This window comes from Pseudomarimonas salicorniae (assembly GCF_023156535.1).
GTDB lineage: Bacteria > Pseudomonadota > Gammaproteobacteria > Xanthomonadales > Xanthomonadaceae > Pseudomarimonas > Pseudomarimonas salicorniae.
Window position 1 is genome coordinate 23,700 of the sequence record NZ_JALNMH010000020.1, and the last position, 21,001, is coordinate 44,700.

At 70.1% G+C, this 21,001-nt stretch carries 12 protein-coding genes; 5 read left to right on the forward strand and 7 right to left on the reverse strand.

The window, feature by feature from the left end; genetic code table 11:
• Nucleotides 1-212: 212 nt before the first annotated feature.
• The 6 genes from M0G41_RS17845 to mdeB all read right to left on the reverse strand — a co-directional run bounded on the left by M0G41_RS17845 (nucleotide 213) and on the right by mdeB (nucleotide 9,815).
• Nucleotides 213-1,220 (reverse strand): NAD-dependent epimerase/dehydratase family protein, encoded by a 1,008-nt coding sequence (locus M0G41_RS17845; protein ID WP_248211529.1) that lies wholly within the window; start codon nucleotides 1,218-1,220, stop codon nucleotides 213-215.
• On the reverse strand, nucleotides 1,211-1,645 hold the full coding sequence (locus M0G41_RS17850; RefSeq protein WP_248211530.1) for a DUF3293 domain-containing protein: 435 nt from the start codon (nucleotides 1,643-1,645) through the stop codon (nucleotides 1,211-1,213). Before M0G41_RS17850 ends, M0G41_RS17845 begins: the two co-directional genes overlap by 10 nt.
• Nucleotides 1,642-3,312: an olefin beta-lactone synthetase gene (gene oleC, locus M0G41_RS17855; RefSeq protein WP_248211531.1), complete on the reverse strand. Its 1,671-nt coding sequence runs from the start codon at nucleotides 3,310-3,312 to the stop codon at nucleotides 1,642-1,644. The genes M0G41_RS17850 and oleC overlap by 4 nt, the downstream gene beginning before the upstream one ends.
• A gap of 392 nt (nucleotides 3,313-3,704) precedes the next feature.
• Nucleotides 3,705-6,044 (reverse strand): Tex family protein, encoded by a 2,340-nt coding sequence (locus M0G41_RS17860; RefSeq protein ID WP_248211534.1) that lies wholly within the window; start codon nucleotides 6,042-6,044, stop codon nucleotides 3,705-3,707.
• Between the two features lie 427 nt (nucleotides 6,045-6,471).
• Complete coding sequence (locus M0G41_RS17865; protein WP_343226505.1) at nucleotides 6,472-7,059, reverse strand: GNAT family N-acetyltransferase; 588 nt, start codon at nucleotides 7,057-7,059, stop codon at nucleotides 6,472-6,474.
• Nucleotides 7,060-7,127: 68 nt separating this feature from the next.
• The gene (mdeB, locus tag M0G41_RS17870; protein ID WP_248211535.1) at nucleotides 7,128-9,815 is read right to left on the reverse strand and encodes an alpha-ketoglutarate dehydrogenase; all 2,688 of its coding nucleotides are present in this window, start codon (nucleotides 9,813-9,815) and stop codon (nucleotides 7,128-7,130) included.
• Between the two features lie 92 nt (nucleotides 9,816-9,907).
• Here mdeB and M0G41_RS17875 point away from each other — a divergent pair, with 92 nt between their 5' ends.
• Nucleotides 9,908-10,813: a YihY/virulence factor BrkB family protein gene (locus M0G41_RS17875; protein ID WP_248211539.1), complete on the forward strand. Its 906-nt coding sequence runs from the start codon at nucleotides 9,908-9,910 to the stop codon at nucleotides 10,811-10,813.
• A 78-nt stretch (nucleotides 10,814-10,891) separates the two neighbouring features.
• Here M0G41_RS17875 and M0G41_RS17880 read toward each other — a convergent pair whose 3' ends face one another.
• Nucleotides 10,892-14,770 carry a fibronectin type III domain-containing protein gene (locus M0G41_RS17880; protein ID WP_248211541.1) on the reverse strand — a complete coding sequence of 1,293 codons (3,879 nt, stop codon included), beginning with the start codon at nucleotides 14,768-14,770 and terminating at the stop codon, nucleotides 10,892-10,894.
• 320 nt (nucleotides 14,771-15,090) lie between these two features.
• On the opposite strand from M0G41_RS17880, the gene M0G41_RS17885 reads away from it, so the two are divergent.
• From M0G41_RS17885 to pdeM, 4 genes are read left to right on the forward strand one after another with little or no spacing between them, the layout of a single operon-like run.
• Nucleotides 15,091-16,086, forward strand: a complete 996-nt coding sequence (locus tag M0G41_RS17885; RefSeq protein ID WP_248211542.1) for a ligase-associated DNA damage response exonuclease — start codon at nucleotides 15,091-15,093, stop codon at nucleotides 16,084-16,086.
• A complete protein-coding gene (locus M0G41_RS17890; RefSeq protein ID WP_248211543.1) occupies nucleotides 16,086-17,678 on the forward strand; it encodes an ATP-dependent DNA ligase in 1,593 nt (530 codons plus the stop codon). The genes M0G41_RS17885 and M0G41_RS17890 overlap by 1 nt, the downstream gene beginning before the upstream one ends.
• Nucleotides 17,675-20,131 carry a ligase-associated DNA damage response DEXH box helicase gene (locus M0G41_RS17895; protein WP_425511278.1) on the forward strand — a complete coding sequence of 819 codons (2,457 nt, stop codon included), beginning with the start codon at nucleotides 17,675-17,677 and terminating at the stop codon, nucleotides 20,129-20,131. The genes M0G41_RS17890 and M0G41_RS17895 overlap by 4 nt, the downstream gene beginning before the upstream one ends.
• Nucleotides 20,121-20,798, forward strand: coding sequence for a ligase-associated DNA damage response endonuclease PdeM (pdeM, locus tag M0G41_RS17900; RefSeq protein WP_248211544.1), 678 nt, complete (start codon nucleotides 20,121-20,123; stop codon nucleotides 20,796-20,798). Before M0G41_RS17895 ends, pdeM begins: the two co-directional genes overlap by 11 nt.
• Nucleotides 20,799-21,001: the final 203 nt, after the last annotated feature.

Consider the following 21,001-nt stretch of genomic DNA (forward strand, 5'->3'; position numbering starts at 1 on the left):
TGCGGGAGTGCCCTTGGGCGCGACCGCGGAGTTCCGCTCTGGCCACGGTGTGTGGTCACTCCGTAGCGCTGCGGTCGAAGCCAAGGGCGCTCCCACCGCCGGGCTTGGTGGGCGTCAGCGTAGCCTCGCCTTCCTTGGGCGCACCGAGACGGGCGGCCGGACGGTACGCCCGGTGCGGCCAGCCGCACCCTATGCGTGTCTTTTACGCGCCCTCAACGGCCGGCAGCGCGCAGGGATTCTCCGAGCTTCTTCAGGCCCTCGATAAAGCTGACCCTGGGCTGGTAGCCGAAGTCGCTGCGCGCCGGGCCCATGTCGTACCAGTGCGGGGTGGCGAGCTGCTCGGCGAGGAAGCGGGTCATCGGCGGCTCACCGGACAAGGGCAGCCAGCTCCAGGCCCGCTCGCAGGCCGCTCCGAGCCAGTAGGCGGCGCGATACGGCATCAGCTTGTCGACCATCGGCGCGCCGGCGGCGCGCAGCAGGCTGTTGATGACGTCGGCGACGGGCTTGGGCTCACCGTTGGAAATGAAATAGGCCTTGCCGGCGCATTTCGCCCGCGGCCTGTCATGCAGGGCATCGAAGGCGGCCAGGTGGGCGGACACCGCGTTGTCGATGTAGGTCGTGTCGATGCGGTTGCTGCCGTCACCGACCAGACGCAGGCGTCCGGCACGGGCGCGCTCGGCCAGCCGCGGCAGCAGGTGGTTGTCTCCCGGCCCCCAGATCAGGCGCGGGCGCAGCGAGACGGTGGCGAGGTCCGGCCCGTTGGCCTCCAGCACTGCCGCCTCGGCGACTGCCTTGGTGGCGGGGTAGACCGCCTTGAAGCGGGTCGCCACCGGCGCCTGCTCGGCCGACAGGCCCTCGACCGGTACCGCGCCGCGATGGGCCACGCTGGGCGTCGAGGTGTGCACCAGGGTACGCACGCCGTTCATGCCGCAGGCGGCTATCACGTTGCGCGTGCCGCGCACATTGGCCTCGAAGTAGTCGCGGAAATCGCCCCAGGCGCCGGCCTTGGCGGCGACGTGGAATACCGCATCGACGCCGCGCAGGGCCTCGCTGAGCCCGCCGAAGTCACCGATATCGACCTGGGTCTGGGAGACGCCCATCGCGGCCAGGGGCCGGTAGGTGTTGCGCGACAGGCTGCGTACCTTGATCCCTCGCTCGACCAGGGCCCGGCACAGGGCCTGTCCGAGGAATCCTCCGCCGCCGGTGACTGCTACCTGCATGTTTGTTCCTGACTGTCCGGGTCGCGGGTCCAGCGCAGACGCGCGAGCCCCGCCGCATCGTACTCAACCCAGGCCAGCTGGTCGAAGGCCTGCATCAATGCGCGGCAGGCCTCGCCGCCCAGCCCGGGCACGAACAGGCTGGGCTCGCGCCAGTCCCCGGCCGTCCCCTCCGCCGGCAAACCGATCAGACCGCGCCCGGCCAGTTCGGCGCGCAGCGTTCGCTCGCGTTCCCGGTTCCCGACATCGTCCAGCGCCCGCCCCTGCGGATTGCGGGCGCTGACCAGGCTGGCGATGGGGCAGGCATGCTCGGCCAGCCAGCGCGCCAGGCGCGGCGATGGCCGGTCGATGCGCGTCTCGATCCAATCGTCGTCGAGCAGGATCCGGTAGCAGGTAGCGCGGAAGGCCGCCTCCAGCGGATGGCTCATGCGCCGGTCTGCGCGGCGGCCCAGCGCGCCAGCTGCTCGCGGCCGATCTTGGCGTTGTGGCGGATGTCGACCGGGAAGCGCGGATGGAACATGAAGCGGTCGATACGCCGGGTGTGGGCATGATGGCTGCCCAGTTCACGCAGCTCGGCCTCGATGCGCCGCCGGTCGGCGGCGTCGGCCTTGGCCTGCAGTTCCACCACCAGGACCGGCCGCTGCCGCGGGTACTCGCCAATGCCTACCAGGGCGCTGCGGCGTACAGCTGCGTGCTGGTTGAATACCGGCTCGACCTGCTCGGTGAACAGCGGACCATCGGCGCACTCCACCCGCTGCGACTTGCGACCGCAGAACCAGAGTCGGCCATGGTCGTCGAACCAGCCGAGGTCGCCCATGCGATGGACGATGCGCTCGCTGCCGTCGGGGAGGCGCTCGAGGATCTTCGCCCTGGCGGTGGCCTCCGGGCGGGCGTGGTAGCTGTCGGTCGCACTTGGCCCGGCGACGGTGATCTCGCCGACCGTGCCCGGAGCCACGGGCAAGGTCGCCGACCAGTCCTCGATCACGGCATCGGTGATGGCAATCAGGCGCACTGTATTGCCCGCCACCGGTCGGCCGATGCAGGTGCCGGCGCCGGCCTCGGTGGCGATCCGCGTCTCGCGCAGCTCGCGGCCCTCGATCACTGCCACGGGCAGGCATTCGGTGGCGCCGTACGGGGTCCAGATCTCGCCGTCCTCGGGCAGCAGCCGCTGCATGCGCGCGACCACGTCGGGCGGCACCGGGGCGCCGGCCGAGGTGACCCGCTTGAGCGAGTCGAGTCGGATCCCACGCTCCACGCCATAGCGACTGAGCACATCGACCAGGGCCGGCGAGCCGAACATCTGGGTCACCAAGAAGGTCTGGATCGCTTGCACCAGCTTGGCTGGATCCGCCCTGGCCGGGCGCGTCGGGTCCATGTCCGGGATGATCGAGGTCAGCCCGAGCGCCGGATCGAACAGCGCAAAGGGGGGGAAGGTCGGCAGGTCGACCCCGCCAGCCTCGATGCCGAAGGCCTCGCGCAGCATGGCGACCTGGGCGACGAAGTGACGGTGCCGGTAGCACACGCCCTTGGGCACGCCGGTGGAACCGGAGGTGAAAAGGATCGCCGCAAGATCATCGGGCGCGGTGACGCAGAGCACATCGCTGCGGTCCCGTCCGCGGGCTTCGATGTCGACCAGCTTCGTTCCGCCCCAGGGCGCGAAACGCCCTGCCGTGACCGTACGCTTGACGCTCGCGCGTGCCCAGCCCAGCAGCAGCCGGGCGACATGCGCCAGCGGGATGCCGATGAAGCCGGAGGGCGCGGCCTCGTCAAGGCACTGCTTCAGCGCCCGCTTGCTGATACCCGGATCGATCAGCACGGGCACGATGCCGGCCTTGAACAGGGCGAACATCAGCAGGAACAGCTCGGGCGATGGCCGCACCATCAGCGCGCAGCGCTCGCCGCGTGCGAATCCCGAGGCCAACAGCCCGCGCGCGATGGCATCGCTGCGCGCATCGAGGTCGCGGTAGCTGAGTACGGTGTCCCAGGCGACGCCGCCCGAGGGCGAGCGACCGCTGGGACAGCGGATGGCGATGGCGTCAGGCTGCTCCCGGGCCGCCTCGCTCAGCGAGGCCGCGATATTGCAATGCTCGGTCATGGTTGGCTTCGCTGCGAATCGCGCAAGCATGCCGGCTGGCGCGGAATCGGCCAAGCCCGGCGGCCGATTCGGGCGCGACGCGGACATTCATAGGGTGCGGCTGGCCGCACCGGGCATACCGTCCGAACGCTCGTATCGGTGCTCCAAGGCACACCCTATGGATGTCGCCGACGCCCAACGAAGCCCGACTGTGGGAGCGCCCTTGGGCGCGACCGCGGCGTACCGGGTTCACCACAGACCGAGGCCAGAGCGCGTCTCCGCGGTCGCGCCCAAGGGCACTCCCACAGAACATCGGCCCATTTTATGAACCGGGGAGAATGCGAACCTCGCGCCCTTTGCTCGCTCCAGAATCGCAGGAGAATCCAGGCGCCCTGGGTCGCTCGTTCCGCGGGCTAGCTCCCCCGCGCCCGGGCAAAGGCCGCGGCGAGGGCGTTGTCGGCGGGGGCGGGCTGGCTGGTCGGGCGGGAAGGCCCGCCGCGCGCGCCGGCGCCCCTGGGGCCGCGGCCGGCAGCGCCCGGCGCTTCGCCGCGGCGCGGTGCAGGCTCGCTGTCGTCGAGGCGGCGGGTCAGGGCGATGCGTTTGCGGGCAAGATCGACGTCGAGCACCTTGACCTTGACGATATCGCCGACCTTGACCACCTCGCGCGGATCCTTGACGAAGCGGTCGGCCAGGGCGGAGATGTGCACGAGACCGTCCTGGTGCACGCCGATGTCGACGAAGGCGCCGAAGGCAGCGACATTGGTCACCACGCCCTCCAGCACCATGCCGGGGCGCAGGTCCTTCATGTCCTCGACGCCGTCTGCGAAGCGGGCGGCCTGGAAGGCCGGGCGCGGGTCGCGGCCGGGCTTCTCCAGCTCCTTCAGGATGTCGCGCACGGTGGGCAGGCCGAAGCGCTCGTCGGTGTAGCGTTCGGGCTTCAGCCCGCGCAGCGCGGCCGCATCGCCGATCAGCGCGCGGACCGGCTTGCCGCAGTCCTTGACCATGCGTTCCACCAGCGGGTAGGCCTCGGGATGCACCGAGGAGGCATCCAGCGGCTCGTCGCCCTCGCGGATGCGCAGGAAGCCGGCGCACTGCTCGAAGGTCTTCTCGCCCAGGCGCGGCACCTTGAGCAGCTCGCGGCGTGAGCGGAACGGGCCGTTGGCGTCGCGGTGCGCGACGATGTTCTCCGCGACCGTGCCGGACAGGCCGGCGACCCGCGCCAGCAGCGCGCTGGAGGCCGTGTTCACCTCGACGCCGACCGCGTTCACGCAGTCCTCGACCCTGGCGTCCAGGGCGCGAGCAAGGGCAAACGGATTGACGTCGTGCTGGTACTGTCCAACGCCGATCGCCTTGGGCTCGATCTTGACCAGCTCGGCCAGCGGGTCCTGCAGGCGGCGGGCGATCGACACCGCGCCGCGCAGCGAGACATCGAGGTTCGGAAACTCCGCCGCCGCCAGCGCCGAGGCCGAGTACACCGAGGCGCCGGCCTCGCTGACCACGATCTTCTGCAGCTTCAGCTCCGGATGCTTCTTCATCAGCTCGCCGGCGAGCTTGTCGGTCTCGCGCGAGGCGGTGCCGTTACCGATGGCGATCAGCTCAACGGCATGTTCAGAACAGAGCCGGCGCAGCGCGCTGATCGATGCATCCCACTGCCGCTTCGGCTCGTGCGGATAGATGGTGTCGGTGGCGACCAGCTTGCCGGTGCCGTCGACCACGGCCACCTTCACGCCGGTGCGCAGGCCCGGGTCGAGACCCATCACCGCACGCGAGCCGGCGGGCGCGGCCAGCAGCAGATCCTTCAGGTTGTCGCCGAACACGTTGATCGCCTCGGCCTCGGCCTTTTCGCGCGCGGCGCCGATCAGGTCCAGCGACAGGGTCATGTGCAATCGCGCCTTCCAGCACAGACGCACCGAATCGCGCAGCCAGCGGTCGGCCGGGCGCCCCTGATCGGACACGCCGACGCGCTGGGCGATCCGCGCCTCGGCCTGGGCATGGCCGGCGTCGGGATCGTTGCCGGGATCAAGATCGAGGCTGATGATCTCCTCGCGACGCGCTCGCAGAAGGGCCAGCATGCGGTGCGAGGGAATCTGCGCCAGCGGCTCGGCGTGGTCGAAGTAGTCGCTGTACTTGGCGCCCTCCTGCTGCTTGCCCTCGACCACCCTGGCCCTGGCCACCCCGGTCTGGCTCAACCATTGGCGCAGGTCACCGAGCAGGGTGGCGTCCTCGCTCCAGCGCTCCAGCAGGATGGCCCGCGCACCGTCCAGCGCCGCCTTGGCATCGGCCACGCCCTTGTCCGCATCGACATAGCGCGCCGCGCAGTCTTCCGGCGACAGCGAGGGATCACCGAGCAGCGCGTCCGCCAACGGCTCCAGACCGGCCTCGCGGGCGATCTGCGCGCGGGTGCGGCGCTTGGGCTTGTAGGGCAGGTAGAGGTCCTCCAGCCGCGCCTTGCTGTCGGCGTTCTCGATCTCGCCGCGCAGCGCATCGTCCAGCTTGCCCTGCTCATCGATGGAGGCGAGGATCGCCGCGCGGCGGTCCTCCAGCTCGCGCAGGTAGGTCAGCCGCTCTTCCAGCGTGCGCAGCTGGGTATCGTCCAATCCACCGGTCACCTCCTTGCGGTAGCGGGCGATGAACGGCACCGTCGCGCCCCCATCCAGCAGCTCCACCGCGGCATTCACCTGGTCGGGCTTGGCGGCGATATCTTCCGCGATGCGGCGGGCGATGCGGGCGGCAACGGTGGGGTTCTGCGACATGTCCGAAGGCTTTCCTGAAACAGCGGGGAGGGCGATTGTCCCCGCCCCGGGCCGGATGGCAACCGGTTGACAAGGGGCGAGCGGCTGGTTCGGGCGCGAAGAAGACCTTCCGCATAACCCGCAGTAGGAGCCAGCTTGCTGGCGATCGTCCCATCCGGGGCGCCTATCGCCAGCAAGCTGGCTCCTACACGCAACGGCGCTGTAAGGGCCGGTTTGCGCCCTTCCGGCGCGTCTGAATCCCGCCCTCTTTCGACCGCATTCTCGCAACTCAACGAGACCCGACTGTGGGAGCGCCCTTGGGCGCGACCGCAGCGCTACGGATTCACCACAGACCGCGGCCAGAGCGGGTCTCCGCGGTCGCGCCCAAGTGCACTCCCACAGAACATCGGCCCCTTTGATGGACCGGGGCGGAGGCGCACTCCGCGCCCTACCCAGGCACCGACGGATTCGGGTCGCCGACCCGCTGCGGCGAGAACCCCCCCGGTTCAAGGCGGTAGTAGCGGTGCGGCAGGCCGGCGAACTCGAAATCCGTCTGATAGCGAAACCCAAGCTTCTCCATGACCCGCTGCGAGGGGATATTGCCCGGAAGCGTCCATGAGCCCACCGCGGGCAGTCCACCCGCGCCGAAGCCGACCGACAGGGCGCCCGAGGCCATCTCCGTTGCGAACCCGCGCTGCCAGAACCGGGACGGCACGGCGTAGGCCAGTCCGACCTCCCGTCGCCCGTCGAGACCCGGCAGGTCATACCACTTGAGTCCGGCGCGGCCGACGAACTCGCCGCTATGCAGATCATGGAAGGCCCACAGGCCAAATCCATGTTCCTGCCAGTGCCCCATCGCGGCCTCGAGTCCTGCCCGGGTTTCCTCATCGGACAGCGACCGCCCGTCGACCGAAAGATGTCGCATGACCTCGGGGTCTTGATGAAGAGCGCAAAGATCGCCGAGATGCGCTTCGCTGAGCGCCGTCGCCCGCAGTCTTTCCGTCCGCCACGTCTCGGGCATGCGTGCGCGTTGCATGTGCTTGTCTCCACTCCAGGCAGGCGAAGGGTAACGCCCGGGCGCCCCGGGGTCTGCCTGCGGGCACCCTACAGCCCCCAGGGCGCCGCGCTGCTGCCTCGGCCGTAGCGCGTGCGCGCCTCGGCGACGCGGAGGGCCTTGACCCGACCCTCTGCGGCGAGCGCATCCAGCGCGGCGATGACGATGGATTCGGCATCGACCTCGAAGAAGGCGCGCAGGCCGGCGCGGGTATCGCTGCGGCCGAAGCCGTCGGTGCCGAGGGTGACGTAGCGCTGCGGCAGGAAGGCGCGTATCAGCTCGGGCCAGGCGCGGACGTAGTCGCTGGCGGCGATCACCGGACCGTTCGCCCGGCCGAGGGTGCGCTCGACCCACGAGGGCTCGACATCTTCGCCGAGCCGCCTGGCGCGCTCGACCGCCATGCCTTCGCGCTGCAGCTCGGCGTAGCTGGTGGCGCTCCACACCGCGGCCTCGATGCCGAATTCGGAATTCAACATATGCTTTGCGCGCAGCACCTCGCTGATGATCGCGCCCGATCCGAGCAGCTGGACGACGGCCTTGTCCGGCTGCGCCGGCAGGCGATGCAGGCCGCGGCGGATGCCTTCGCGATCGGCCTCTCCGATCGAGGGCTGCGGCAGGTTCGCGTTGCCCACGGTGAGGTAATAGAACACGTCCTCCTGCTCGCCCAGCATGGCCTGCATGCCGGCTTCAACGATGACCGCCACCTCGTAGGCGAAGGCCGGATCGTAGGCGCGGCAGTTGGGCACGGTGGCGAACATCGGCAGTGAAGCGCCGTCCTGGTGCTGCAGGCCCTCGCCGTTGAGGGTGGTGCGCCCGGCGGTGGCGCCGAGCAGGAAGCCGCGGGCACGCTGGTCGGCGGCGGCCCAGACCAGGTCGCCGACGCGCTGGTAGCCGAACATCGAGTAGTAGATGTAGAACGGCAGCATGGCGAGGTCGCTGACGCTGTAGCTGGTCGCCGCCGCAATCCACGAGCTGATCGCGCCGGCCTCGGAGATGCCCTCCTCCAGGATCTGCCCACCGCGCTCCTCGCGGTAGTAGAGCATCGAGCCGAGGTCCTCGGGTTCGTAGAGCTGGCCCTGCGGCGCGTAGATGCCGACCTGGCGGAACAGCGAGGCCATGCCGAAGGTGCGCGCCTCGTCGGCGACGATCGGCACGATGCGCGGGCCGAGCGTCTCGTCCTTGAGCAGGCTGCCGAGCATGCGCACCACGGCCATGGTGGTCGACATCTCCTTGCCCTCGGCCTCCAGGGCAAAGCGTGCCCAGCCCTCGACGGCGGGCAGCGCAACGGCGTGTGTAGCTTTCTGCCGCCGACGCGGCAGGTAGCCGCCGAGCGCCTCGCGCCGCGCCTGCAGGTAGCGCAGTTCCGGGCTGTCTGCAGCAGGCTTGTAGAACCGCAGCTGCTCGATGGCAGCATCCTCCAGCGGCAGGCCGAAGCGGTCGCGGAAGGCGCGCAGCTGTTCGGTGTCGAGCTTCTTCTGCTGGTGGGTGGTCATCCGCCCCTGGCCGGCGCTGCCCATGCCGAAGCCCTTCATGGTCTTGGCCAGGATCACCGTTGGCTGGCCGCGATGGGCGACCGCCGCGGCATAGGCCGCGTAGAGCTTGCGCACGTCATGGCCGCCACGCCGCAGGCGGTCGATATCGGCATCCGACAGGTCGGCGACCAGGGCCGACAGCTCGGGCGACTGGGCAAAGAAGCGGTCGCGGTTGTAGGCACCGTCATTGGCCGACAGGGTCTGGAACTGGCCGTCAACGGTGCGGGCGAAGGCGCGCAGCAGCTCGTTCTGGGCGTCGCGAGCAAACAGCAGGTCCCAGTCCGAACTCCAGATCACCTTGATCACATGCCAGCCCGCACCGGTGAACAGCGCTTCCAGCTCGTCGATGATCCGGCTGTTGCCGCGCACCGGCCCGTCGAGCCGCTGCAGGTTGCAGTTGATGACGAAGGTCAGGTGATCGAGGCGCTCGCGCGCGGCCAGCGACAGCGCGCCGATCGACTCCGGCTCGTCCATCTCGCCGTCGCCGAAGAAGCCCCATACACGCCGTTCCCCCGCGTCCTTCAGTCCGCGATGGTCCAGATAGCGCAGGAAGCGCGCCTGGTAGATGGCATTGATCGGACCAAGGCCCATGGACCCGGTCGGGAACTGCCAGAAGTCCGGCATCAGCCAGGGATGCGGGTAGGAGCTGAGGCCGCTGCCGCCGATCTCCCGCCGGTAGTGCTCCAGTTGCTGTTCGCTGAGAAACCCCTCGAGGAAGGCGCGGGCGTAGACGCCCGGCGCCGAGTGCGGCTGGAAGAACACCAGATCGCTGCCGTCGGGATGGCCGTCGGCCTTGAAGAAATGCTGGAAGCCGACCTCGAACAGGTCGGCCGCCGAGGCGTAGCTGGCGATATGGCCGCCCTGCTCGCCGCCGTCGCGATTGGCGCGCATCACCATGACCATGGCGTTCCAGCGGATCGCCGCGGCAATCCGCGCCTCCAGCGCCTCGTCGCCCGGATAGTGCGGCTGCCGGGCCAGCGGGATCGTGTTGCAGTAGGGCGTCACCCGCGCCCGCGCCGACTGCACGCCGCGGGCCAGCGCGTGGTCGGCGAGCTTGTCGAACAGGAACTGCGCGCGCTCGACGCCGTGCGCGGCGACGATGGCGTCGAAGGCCTCCAGCCACTCGCGGGTCTCGGCGGGGTCGCTGTCGGCGTGTCCAGCGGCGGCGGAGAGCAGCAGTTCGGCGCTTCGGGGCAGATCGCTCATTGGGGTTTCCGCGGCAAAACCCGCATTATCGGCGCTCGGCCGGACACGCGGCAGGTCAGCGCCGCCCGGCATCCACCGGACCGTGGAGACTCATGAGCCAGGATGACGCGCAGCGCGGGCAGCGCCCGCGATGGATCGACCGCTTTCCGGCCCTGCGCCGGGCCGGGCGGGGGCTGTTGGCCTTCTGGTCGCGGGACCCGCTGACCCTCTCGGCCTCGATCGCCTTCTACACCTCACTGTCCTTTGCCCCGCTGCTGACCTTCGCGGTCAAGCTGCTGTCCAGCCTCAGCCCCGAGCGCGAGGCGCGCTTCATCGCCGAACTGGCCACCATCCTGGGCCCGCAGGTGGGCGAGGCCACCCGGCTGGTGCTTGCCCGCGTAGATGCCGAGGGGCTGGAGGGCGTCTCCGACTGGGTCGCGCTGGGTGCCATCGCCTTCTCCGCCAGCGCGGTGTTCGGCCAGCTCCAGAAGTCGATCAACCGGCTCTGGGGCCTCGACGACGAGGGCCGGGGCGGCTGGCGCGGCTGGATCCGCGACCGGCTGGTGTCCTTCGGCATGCTGGTCGGCATGGGCATGCTGCTGCTGACCACCTTCGTTGCCAGCAGCGCGATCGCCGCGCTGTTCACCGGCAGCTCGCCCGTGGTCACCGCCTTCAGCGAGCTGAGCGCGACCTCGCTGATCGCCCTGGCCTTCGCGCTGATGTTCCACTACGTGCCCTACGTGCGGCCCTCGATGCGCCGCTGCCTGATCGCCGGCGTGGTCACCGCCCTGCTGTTCCAGCTCGGCAAGTGGGCGCTCGGCCTGTACTTCGCCCGCGCCGGCATCGGCAGCGCCTACGGCCCGGCCAGCGCCATCGTGCTGCTGATGGCCTGGTCGTACTACGTGTCGCTCCTTGTCCTCGCCGGCAGTGCGCTGGCCCGGCCGCCGACGCCGGCCAAGCCGGAGGATGTCGAAGACGACTACCAAGACGTGGACCAAAACGGGAACGGCGCCCGCTGAGGCCTTCTCCGGGCCGAGCCTATCAGGGCAAGCAGGGCCCACCCCGCAACGATGCCGATGCGGGGTGGCTGGGACCAACTAGACCGGCCGCCGGCCCAGCGCCTGACGCCCCAGCCAGCCCATGGCCGCGAGCAGCAGGGCGAGCGCCCAGGGCGAGTCGACTGGGATCACCGCGGGCGCCGCGAAGGGCGGGTTCGAGCTGCCGTTGGCCACCGGGCCGGATCCGGCCGCATTGCGGGCCGACACCGCCGCCGTGTAAGTCCCGGGAGGGACCCCGGAGATCGTGCAGGTGGTCGGTGGCGGGTTGCCGCTGACCGTACAGCTGAGCCCGCCCGGCTGCAGCGTCACCGTGTACTCCGTGATAGGTGCGCCGCCATTCGAAGCGGGAGGATCCCAACGGACCACCGCGGTGGAGCCGGTCAGTCCCACCTGGACATTGGTCGGCGCCGAGGGTGCGCTGGCATTGTCGCTGCAGTTCACCGTCACGCTGGTCACCGGGCCGCCGCTCACGGATGTGCTGGTCTGGGCGGCGACGCAGGTCTGACTGGGACTGCTCGGCTGTACCCACACGCTGACGGCATAGGTGCCGCCGTCGACGACCGGCAAGGCGAAGGTGAAGCTGCCGTTGCCGGCGATGGCCAGGTCATCGCCATCGTTGTTCCGCAGGATGAGGCCGCTGCCCGACAGACCGCTCACCGAGCCGCCAATCGTGTATCGCTGGGTCGTGCAGGTGACCCGCAGGTCCGTGACATTGGCGCCCATGATGACGCCGCTCACGACAGGCGCGCCCTTTCCGGCCGACTGCCGACCGATCTCGCAGATCTGGTTGGGCGTTGTCGGCTGGGTCCGGACGGCGACCGAGTAGGGGCTGCCATCGGGAAGCGCGGTCGCAAAGGTGAAGGCGCCGTCGCTGCTCGCTGTGAGCGCATCGCCATCGTTGTTCTGCAGCACCACGCTATTGCCCGCAGCCAGTCCGGAAACGCTGCCGCCCACGGTGTAGGTGTTGGTGCTGCAGGTCACCAGGATGTCGCCCACGTTGCTGCCGCTGATCATTCCGCTGATGGTGCCGCCGCCCTTGCCCGGCGTCTGGCGGCTGAGGGCGCAGGTCTGGTTGGGCATGCTGGGCGCCGTGAGCACGCTGACGCTGTAGGCGCTGCCATCGGGCAGCGCGGTCGCAAAGGTGAATGCACCGTTGGCGGAGAGACTGAGGTCGTCTCCCCCATTGTTCTGAAGCACCAGCGTGTTGCCGGGGGCGAGCCCTGCGACACTGCCGCCCACGGTGTAGGTGTTGGTGGTGCAGGTGACGAGGATGTCGCCCACGTTGCTGCCGCTGATCACTCCGTCAAGGGTGGCGCCACCCTTGCCCGGCGTCTGGCGGCTGAGGGCGCAGGTCTGGTTGGGCATGCTGGGCGCCGTGAGCACGCTGACGCTGTAGGCGCTGCCATCGGGCAGCGCGGTCGCAAAGGTGAATGCACCGTTGGCGGAGAGACTGAGGTCGTCTCCCCCATTGTTCTGCAGCACCAGCGTTTTGCCGGCGGCAAGCCCGCTGACGCTGCCGCCCACGGTGTAGAGGTTGGTGGTGCAGGTCACCAGGAGATCGGTGACGTCGGCACCCATGATCATCCCGCTGTTTGCCGGGCTGCCCTTGACGATGGGCTGTCGGCCGACCTCGCAGGTCTGGTTCGGGGTGCTCGGCTGGGTCGACACGGTGACCGCATAGGCGCTGCCATCGACCAGCGCGGTCGAGAACGCGAATGGCCCGTCCGCGGCAACGGTCAGGTCATCGCCGCCGTTGTTCTGCAGCACCACGCTGTTGCCGGCCGCAAGCCCGGCGACGCTGCCGCGCACGCGATAGCTGGGCACCGCGAAGACGTAGGCGGCCCCGCTGGCATATGCGCTGTTGTTGGCGTCGTCACCGTTGATGCCGGTCGCATTGCTGCTCTCGTCGATTGCGCCCGCCACAACGGTGCCACCCGCGATGACCACCACGTGGCCGAAGTAGTCCGATTCGTCGCCGCTGCTGGACTTGAGGAAGCTCGTCTGCGTCCAGGTTCCGGCACTGCGGGTGTACAGGTAAGCCGCCCCGCTCTCCGACAGGTCGTCATTGCCGCCATCCCCATCGACGCCCGTGGCGTCGCTTGACTCGTAGGGCGCCCCCACGGCAATGACATCACCCGAGATGGCCACCGAATTCCCGAAGGTGTCGTAGTTGCCGGTGTTGCTGGCCTTGAGATAGGCCTGCTCGCCCCAGCTGCCGCCGCTGCGCACGAATACGTAGGCGGCGCCGCTGCCGGGTGCGGCGTTGTTGGCACCGTCACCATTCACGCCCACCGCATTGCTGGCCTCGTTGAACGCCCCCACCACGAGCATGTCGCCGTCCAGGCCCACCGAAGTGCCGAACGCGTCGAAGTTTCCGGTGTTGCTGGCCTTGAGGTAAGCCTGCTGGGTCCAGGTGCCTGCGCTGCGCAGGAATACGTAGGTCGCTCCGCTGCTGTTCGCGCCGTTGTCGCCCTGGTCGCCATCGACACCGGTCGCGCTGCTGGCCTCTCCCACGGCGCCAATCGCGAGGGTATTGCCGTGAATGGCCACCGCGTGGCCGAATCGATCGTTGCTTTCGCTGTTGCTGGCCTTGAGGTAAGCCTGCTGGCTCCAGTTGCCGTTGCTGCGCACGAAGACATAGGCCGCACCGCTGGACGGGGCGGTGTTGTCGCTCTGGTCGCCATCGATACCCGTGGCGCCACTGCTTTCCTGGTGTGCACCGACGACGAGGGTGTCGCCGTCGATCGATACCGACCAGCCGAACTGGTCCTGGAACTGGGCGTTGCTGGCCTTGAGGTAGGCCTGCTGGCTCCAGACACCGCCGCTGCGCACAAACACGTACGCGGCGCCGCTGTTCTGCGCCGCATTGCTGGACTGATCACCGTTGATCGCGGTCGCGTCGCTGTCCTCAAGCCACGCGCCCACCACCATGGTGTCGCCGTCGATCGCAACCGAGCGGCCGAACTGGTCGTCCGCCCCCGTGTTGCTGGCCTTGAGGTAGGCCTGCTGCACCCACGTGTTGCCACTGCGGACGAACACGTAGGCGGCACCACTGGCGTAGGCGCCGTTGTCGCTCTCGTTGCCGTCGACGCCGGTAGCGCCACTGGCCTCGTACGGCGCACCCACCACCAGCGTGTCACCGGACAGCGCCAGCGCGAAACCGAACCGGTCGTTGGCTTCGGTGTTGCTGGCCTTGAGGTAGGCCTGCTGGGACAGGGTCGGGTCGATCGTGACCGGATACACCGCGCCGCGATCGTCGACCTGGAGCGCGACACGCCGGTCCTCGAGCACCATATTGGCCGGAAGCGCGCGGCCGGTCGCGTCCCAGACCTTGAGTCCTGCGTAGCGCAGTTCGGTGTGCGCATCGAACAGGCGCAGCGCCTGCTCCGACCCTTCGCCCTCCAGAGCAAGTGCCAGCGGCGTATCGACGGCGAGCACGATCTCCAGCGGAGCATCCACCGCGCCGGGCGCCGGAGGCTCGCTGAGCTCGAACCACTGCTGGGCGCCGGTGGATCGGTTCTCCCACCATTCCCGGAACGTTTCTGACCAGCGCGTGTGCAGCACATCGTGCTCTGCGCGCTGGGAGATCGGATCGCCCAGCTGGGCCAGCGCCCCTGCATAGCCGAGCGCTTGCGGGCGAATGCCGATGGCAAATCCGCGCTGCGCCTCTGCCCCGGTCACGACCGTACTGCCGTCATCCTGGAAGGCGAGCCGGTAGCCCTGGGCCGGATTCCCTGCTTCAAAGCCGTCCCGCGACGGCTTGGGCTGGTACTCCGCTGCCTGGATCTGGTCGCGGATCCGCGACCAGTCGGCCTCCGGAAGCGAGGCGGGCGAGGGCTGCGCCGCGACTGCGAAGCTGCCTGCGAGGGCGAGGCTGGCGGCGCACGCGCCGCGCCAGATGCCGGACAAGATGATCATGGAGGAGTTCCCGGAAGCGAATCGAAAGCAGGCCACGGAGCCCTCCTGGCCCATCGCCACCCTGTCGCTCCCGCCCTGGCGGTCCCGACTGGACAGGACAACAGCGGTCTCGTCGTGAGATGTCGCCCCCCGTGACCGGACCTTAGCGATAAGCACCGCCTGAGGTAAGCGGGGTTTTCGCTAATCCGACGCCTGGATCCTTAGGGAATTTCGGAAGCTCAGGCTGAAGCCGGTCGCGAGGGCCACAGCCACCCGATCCTCCGACACCCTCCGAGGTCGTCTTGCCACGGAAAAGACGACCCACAGGCTAGCTTTAGCGGATGCCAGGCCCCGACCTCATCGAACTGCGCCCCGAGGGCCTCTACTGCCCCGCGGGCGACTTCCATATCGACCCCTGGCGTCCTGTTCCGCGGGCGGTGATCACCCATGGGCATAGCGATCACGCGCGCAGCGGGATGGGCGAGTACCACGCTTTGGCGGACGGCGCCGGTATCCTGCGCTGGCGGCTGGGCGAGGTGCCGCTCATCGAGTACGGCTATGGCGAGGCCTTCGACCTCGGCGGCGTGCGCGTCTCGCTGCACTCGGCGGGGCATGTGCTGGGCTCGGCCCAGGTGCGCATCGAACAGGGCGAGCGGGTCTGGGTGGCGAGCGGCGACTACAAGCGCCAGCCCGACCCGACCTGCGCGCCGTTCGAGGTGGTGCCCTGCGACACCTTTATCACCGAGGCCACCTTCGCGCTGCCGGTGTATCGCTGGCAGGACACGCCCGAGGTGGCGCGGGAGATCCTGGCCTGGCAGGCCGAGTGCGCGGCGCGCGGGGTGGCCGCGGTGCTGCTGTGCTATGCGCTGGGCAAGGCGCAGCGACTGCTGGCCGAACTCGGGCGACTCGGCGCGCAGAAGCTGTGGCTGCACGGGGCGATGGTCGCCGGCGTCGAGGCCTATCGCGCAGCAGGCGTGGCGCTGCCGGAGACGCGCGCGGTCAGCGAGTTGGAGAAGGGCGAGGACACCGCCGGCGCGCTGGTGTTCGCGCCGCCCTCGGCCGCCGGCACGCCCTGGATGAAACGCTTCCGCGGCGCCCAGCTGGGCTTTGCCTCGGGCTGGATGCGGGTCCGCGGCAACCGCCGCCGTCGCGGCTACGAGCGCGGCTTCGTGGTCAGCGATCATGCCGACTGGCCGGCCCTGCTGCAGACCGTCGAGGACTGCGGCGCCCGGCGCGTGATCGCCACCCACGGCGATCCCTCTGCCCTGATCCGCGTACTGCGGGAACGCGGTGTTCAGGCTGACACGTTTACCACACCGTTCGACAGCGGCGACTGATGGACGCCTTCGCCGCCCTCTACCAGCGTCTCGACCGCAGCACCGCCACCCGCGACAAGCAGGCGGCGATCGACGCCTATCTGGATGCCGCCGACCCCGGCTCGGCGAGCTGGGCGGTCTGGCTGCTGTGTGGCGGCCGCCTGCGCGGCCTCGCCCGCAGCGGCGAGCTGCGCGCCTGGGCCGCCGAGGCCAGCGGCCTGCCGGACTGGCTGGTCGAGGAAAGCTACAGCCACGTCGGCGATCTGGCCGAGACCTGCTGCCTGCTGCTGCCGGAGCCGGCTGCGCCGCCGCCCGAGCGCAGTCTGCAGCAGTGGATCGAAGAGGATCTGCTGCCGCTCAAGGGCGCTGATGAAGGGCCGCGGCGCGAAAAGGTGCTCGAAGCCTGGCGCACCCTGCCCTTCGCCCAGCGCCTCGTCTTCACCAAGCTGCTGACCGGCGCCCTGCGCATCGGCGTCGCCCAGGGACTGGTGCAGCAGGTGCTGGCGCGGCGCTCCGGCCAACCGGCAGCGACGATTGCCCAGCGCCTGCTCGGCGACTGGGCACCCTCGGCAGCCTTTCATGCCAACCTGCTCTCGCCCGAGGCGCAGCCGGGCGATGCCACCCTGCCCTACCCCTTCTTCCTCGCCTCTCCGCTGGAACGTGAGGTGGAGACGCTCGGCGCCATCGACGACTGGCTACTGGAATGGAAATGGGACGGCATCCGCCTGCAGCTGATCCGCCGCGGCGGCGAGACCGCGCTGTGGTCGCGCGGCGAGGAGCGCCTCGATGGGCGCTTTCCCGAGATCGAGCAGGCCGCCGAGGCCCTGCCCGACGGCAGCGTGCTGGACGGCGAGCTGCTGGCCTGGCGCGAAGGAGATCCGCTACCGATGCCGTTCTCCGCCCTGCAGACCCGCATCCAGCGGCGCAAGCCGGGCGCGAAGTCGCTTCGTGAGGCGCCGGTGCGATTGCTGACCTACGACCAACTCGAAGCCGCAGGGCGGGACCTGCGCGAAACGCCGCTCGCAGCCCGCAGGGCCAGGCTCGCCTCGCTGCTTGAGCAGATTGCTTCACCGTGCATCGGTCTATCGCCGACGGTCGAGGTTGGCGAATGGCAGGCCGCTGCCGCGCTGCGCGAGACCGCCCGCGAACGCGGCGTCGAGGGCCTGATGCTCAAGCGCCGCGACTCGGTCTACCAGGCCGGGCGCCGCCGCGGCGACTGGTGGAAGTGGAAGATCGACCCGCTCACGGTCGACGCGGTGCTGATCTACGCCCAGGCCGGGCATGGAAGGCGCAGCAACCTGTATACCGACTACACCTTTGCGCTGTGGGATGGCGAGGCCCTGGTGCCGGTGGCCAAGGCCTACTCGGGCCTGTCGGATGCCGAGATCGGCCGGCTCGACCGCTGGATCCGTAGCCACACCACCGAGCGCTTCGGCCCGGTGCGCGCGGTGCAGCCGCTGCAGGTGTTCGAGCTGGCCTTCGAAGGGGTCAATCGCAGCCCGCGGCACAAGTCGGGCATCGCGGTGCGCTTTCCGCGCATCCTGCGCTGGCGCGAGGACAAGCCGGCCGCCGAGGCGGATCGGCTGGAGCAGCTGGCGGCGCTGGCGCGATGAACGCACGCCGCTCGGACAGCGCGATGGACGCGGCGCAGGCGCGGCTCGAGGCCTGGTTTGCGGCGCAGGGCTACGCGCCGCTGGCGCACCAGCGCGAGGTGTGGACGGCCTATCTCGCCGGCCGCAGCGGCCTGCTGCATACGCCTACCGGCAGCGGCAAGACCCTGGCGGTGGCCGGCGGCCCCTTGATCGAGGCCCTCGCCGAGGGTGATCGCGGCGGCGCGCCGCGGCTGCTCTGGATCACCCCGCTGCGCGCCCTGGCGGCGGATACCGCGCGTGCGCTGCAGGTTGCCATCGACGGACTGGGCCTGGGCTGGCAGGTGGTGCTGCGCACCGGCGATGCCAGCGCGCGCGACAAGCGCCTGGCTCGCTCGGGGAAACGCGAGGTGGTGGTGACCACGCCCGAGTCCCTGTCCCTGCTGCTGTCCTATGCCGATACCCAGGCCAGCCTCGACAGCCTGCGCGCGGTGGTGGTCGACGAGTGGCACGAGCTGCTGGGCAGCAAACGCGGTGTCCTGCTGGAACTGGGCCTTGCCCGGCTGCGCCAGCGGGTGTCGGGGCTGCGCTGCTGGGGGCTGTCGGCCACCCTGGGCAATCTTGAGGAGGCCGCGCAGGTGCTGTTGCCCGGCGAGGCCAAACCGCACTGCGTTGGCGGCGCGCCGCGGCGACGCACCGAGGTGGAATGCCTGCTGCCCCGCGAGCCCGGCCGCTTTCCCTATGCCGGCCACCTCGGGCTCTCCCAGCTGCCCCAGGTGCTGCAGCGGCTGATAGCCGCGCCGAGCAGCCTGGTCTTCACCAACACCCGCGCGCAGGCCGAGCTCTGGCACCAGGCGCTGTCCGCGGTCTGGCCGGAAGACCTGTCGACGCTGGCCCTGCACCATGGCTCGATCGACCCGGCGCAGCGCCGGGCGGTCGAGCAGGCGCTTGCCGCAGGCCGGCTGCGCGCGGTGGTCGCGACCAGCAGCCTCGATCTCGGGGTCGATTTTCCGCCGGTCGAGCAGGTGCTGCAGATCGGCAGCCCCAAGGGCGTGGCCCGCCTGCTGCAGCGCGCCGGGCGCGCCAAGCATCGACCCGGCGAGAGCGGGGCGATCCTCGGCGTGCCGACCCATGCGCTGGAAATCGCCGAGTACGCCGCCGTGCGCCGGGCGGTGGAACGCGATGCGGTGGAGTCGCGGCCACCCTTGGTCGGCTGTCTGGACGTACTCGCCCAGCATGCGGTCACCCTGGCCCTGGGCGGCGGCTTCGAGGCCGACGCGCTGTTCGCCGAGGTGCGGCGCAGCCATGCCTATGCGGCGCTGGAGCGCGCCACCTTCGATGCCGTGCTGCGCTTTATCGAGGTCGGCGGCGAGGCGCTGGCGCACTACCCGGACTACCGCCGCGTGCGTCGCGACGAGACCGGCCGCTATGTGCTGGACGACCGACGCATCGCCCTGCGCCACCGGCTGTCGATCGGCACCATCAGCAGCGACGGCGCGCTGGCGGTCAAGCTGCTGCGCGGCAAGACGCTGGGCCATGTCGAGGAACGCTTCGTCGGCCAGCTTACGCCGGGCGACCGCTTCCTGTTCGCCGGGCGCGCCCTGCAGCTGGTGCGGGTGGAGAACATGGTCGCTCTTGTGAAGCTGGCGCCCAAGCATGATGGCCGCGTTCCACGCTGGCAGGGCGGCCAGCTGCCGCTGTCGAACGCGGTCGGACCGCGCGTGGCCGAGGTGCTGGCCGACCCGCAGGACGCCGCCGAGCGTGCCGCGCTGGCGCCGCTGCGCGAGGCGCAGGCACGGCGCTCCCGGCTGCCCACGCCGGGCGGCCTGCTGGTCGAGCGCGCCGCCTCGCGCGAGGGCGAGCACCTGTTCGTCTATCCGTTCGCCGGCCGCCAGCTGCACGATGGTCTGGCCGCGCTGTGGGCCTGGCGACTGTCCCGGATCGCCCCGGGCACCTACACCTTCAGCTGCAGCGACTACGGACTGATGCTGTCCGGCGATGCGCTGCCTGCGCTGGACGCCGCGGCCTGGGCCGCCCTGCTGTCGCCGGACGGCCTGCATGAGGACCTTGCGCGGTGCCTCAATCTTGCCGAGCTGGCGCGCCGGCAGTTTCGCGAGGTTGCGCGCGTCGCTGGCCTGCTGCCGCCCTCCCTGCCCGGTCGCGCACCGCGCTCGCTGCGCGCCCTGCAGGCCAGCAGCGCCCTGCTGTTCGACGTGCTCAGCCGGCATGACCCCGGCCACCTGCTGCTGGCCCAGGCCGAGCGCGAGGTGCGCGAGCAGCAGCTGTGCGAGGACGCGCTGCGCGTCCTGCTGCGGCGGTTGTCCGCTTCGCCACGCAGCGAGGTCACGCTCGAGGGCTTCAGCCCGCTGGCCTTCCCGCTCTGGGCGGAGAGCCAGCGCGGCCAGCTCAGCACCGAGGACTGGACCACCCGCGTGCGCCGCGCGGCCGAGAAGCTGGAGCGCGGACTTGCCCGCTGAGCATGCTGTTTCACTTGTTGACCAGACTCTGCTGCTGCTCGGCGAGCGCGCCGTCTACTGGCCGGCGCAGCGCGCCTTGCTGATCGCCGACCTGCACCTTGGCAAGGCCGATGTGCTGCGCCGCGCCGGCATTCTCGCGCCGCGCGGCAACACCAGCGCCGACCTCGAACGCCTGACCGCGCTGGTCGACCGCTACCGGCCGGAGGCGCTCTGGATTCTCGGAGATATGCTTCATGGGCCGCTGCGCGAGGCACCGTGGCTGGATCGCTGGCGGGATTTCCGCCAACCCCATCCCGGGCTGGAGATCCGGGTCATCGCCGGTAACCATGACCGCTCGCTCGATCCATCCCGACTCGGCGTCGAGCGGGTCGAGGGCATGGTGGAACTCGGGGGGCTGCGCCTGACCCACGAACCCCCTGCCGTCGCCGATCCGCTCGCGATCTGCGGCCACCTTCACCCCTGCGTCCGCCTCCCCGGCCTGGCACGACGCTGGCCGGCTTTCCGGCTCGACTCCACAGGCCTGCTGCTGCCGGCGTTCTCACTGCTGACGGGGGGTACCCTGGTCCAGCGCCGCGATGGTGTCCGCTGCTTCGCCTGCGTGGAAGGCAATGTCGTCCCGCTGCCCGCCTCGCCCGGATCCCGGCGACGGGCGAACGCTCCGAGCTGAGCGGCAACAGTGGGCGCGAAGTTCGCATTCGCCCCGGCCCCGCTGTAGGAGCCAGCTTGCTGGCGATAGGCGCCCCGGATGGGACGATCGCCAGCAAGCTGGCTCCTTGTACCTTGGATCCGGCTTCAGATTCGCCTATACCACCGGTCGATTTCCGGGGAAGCCGCTTGCTCCTTGGGGCAGCTTTGGCTGACCTCGTATGT

Bases quoted from the DNA above. Each gene is read 5' to 3' on its own strand.
- oleC (WP_248211531.1), bottom strand. From the start codon at position 3,312: ATGACCGAGCATTGCAATATCGCGGCCTCGCTGAGCGAGGCGGCCCGG.
- M0G41_RS17890 (WP_248211543.1), top strand. From the start codon at position 16,086: ATGGACGCCTTCGCCGCCCTCTACCAGCGTCTCGACCGCAGCACCGCC.
- M0G41_RS17895 (WP_425511278.1), top strand. From the start codon at position 17,675: ATGAACGCACGCCGCTCGGACAGCGCGATGGACGCGGCGCAGGCGCGG.
- M0G41_RS17885 (WP_248211542.1), top strand. From the start codon at position 15,091: ATGCCAGGCCCCGACCTCATCGAACTGCGCCCCGAGGGCCTCTACTGC.
- M0G41_RS17845 (WP_248211529.1), bottom strand. From the start codon at position 1,220: ATGCAGGTAGCAGTCACCGGCGGCGGAGGATTCCTCGGACAGGCCCTG.
- M0G41_RS17850 (WP_248211530.1), bottom strand. From the start codon at position 1,645: ATGAGCCATCCGCTGGAGGCGGCCTTCCGCGCTACCTGCTACCGGATC.
- M0G41_RS17880 (WP_248211541.1), bottom strand. From the start codon at position 14,770: ATGATCATCTTGTCCGGCATCTGGCGCGGCGCGTGCGCCGCCAGCCTC.
- M0G41_RS17875 (WP_248211539.1), top strand. From the start codon at position 9,908: ATGAGCCAGGATGACGCGCAGCGCGGGCAGCGCCCGCGATGGATCGAC.
- M0G41_RS17865 (WP_343226505.1), bottom strand. From the start codon at position 7,059: ATGCAACGCGCACGCATGCCCGAGACGTGGCGGACGGAAAGACTGCGG.
- M0G41_RS17860 (WP_248211534.1), bottom strand. From the start codon at position 6,044: ATGTCGCAGAACCCCACCGTTGCCGCCCGCATCGCCCGCCGCATCGCG.
- mdeB (WP_248211535.1), bottom strand. From the start codon at position 9,815: ATGAGCGATCTGCCCCGAAGCGCCGAACTGCTGCTCTCCGCCGCCGCT.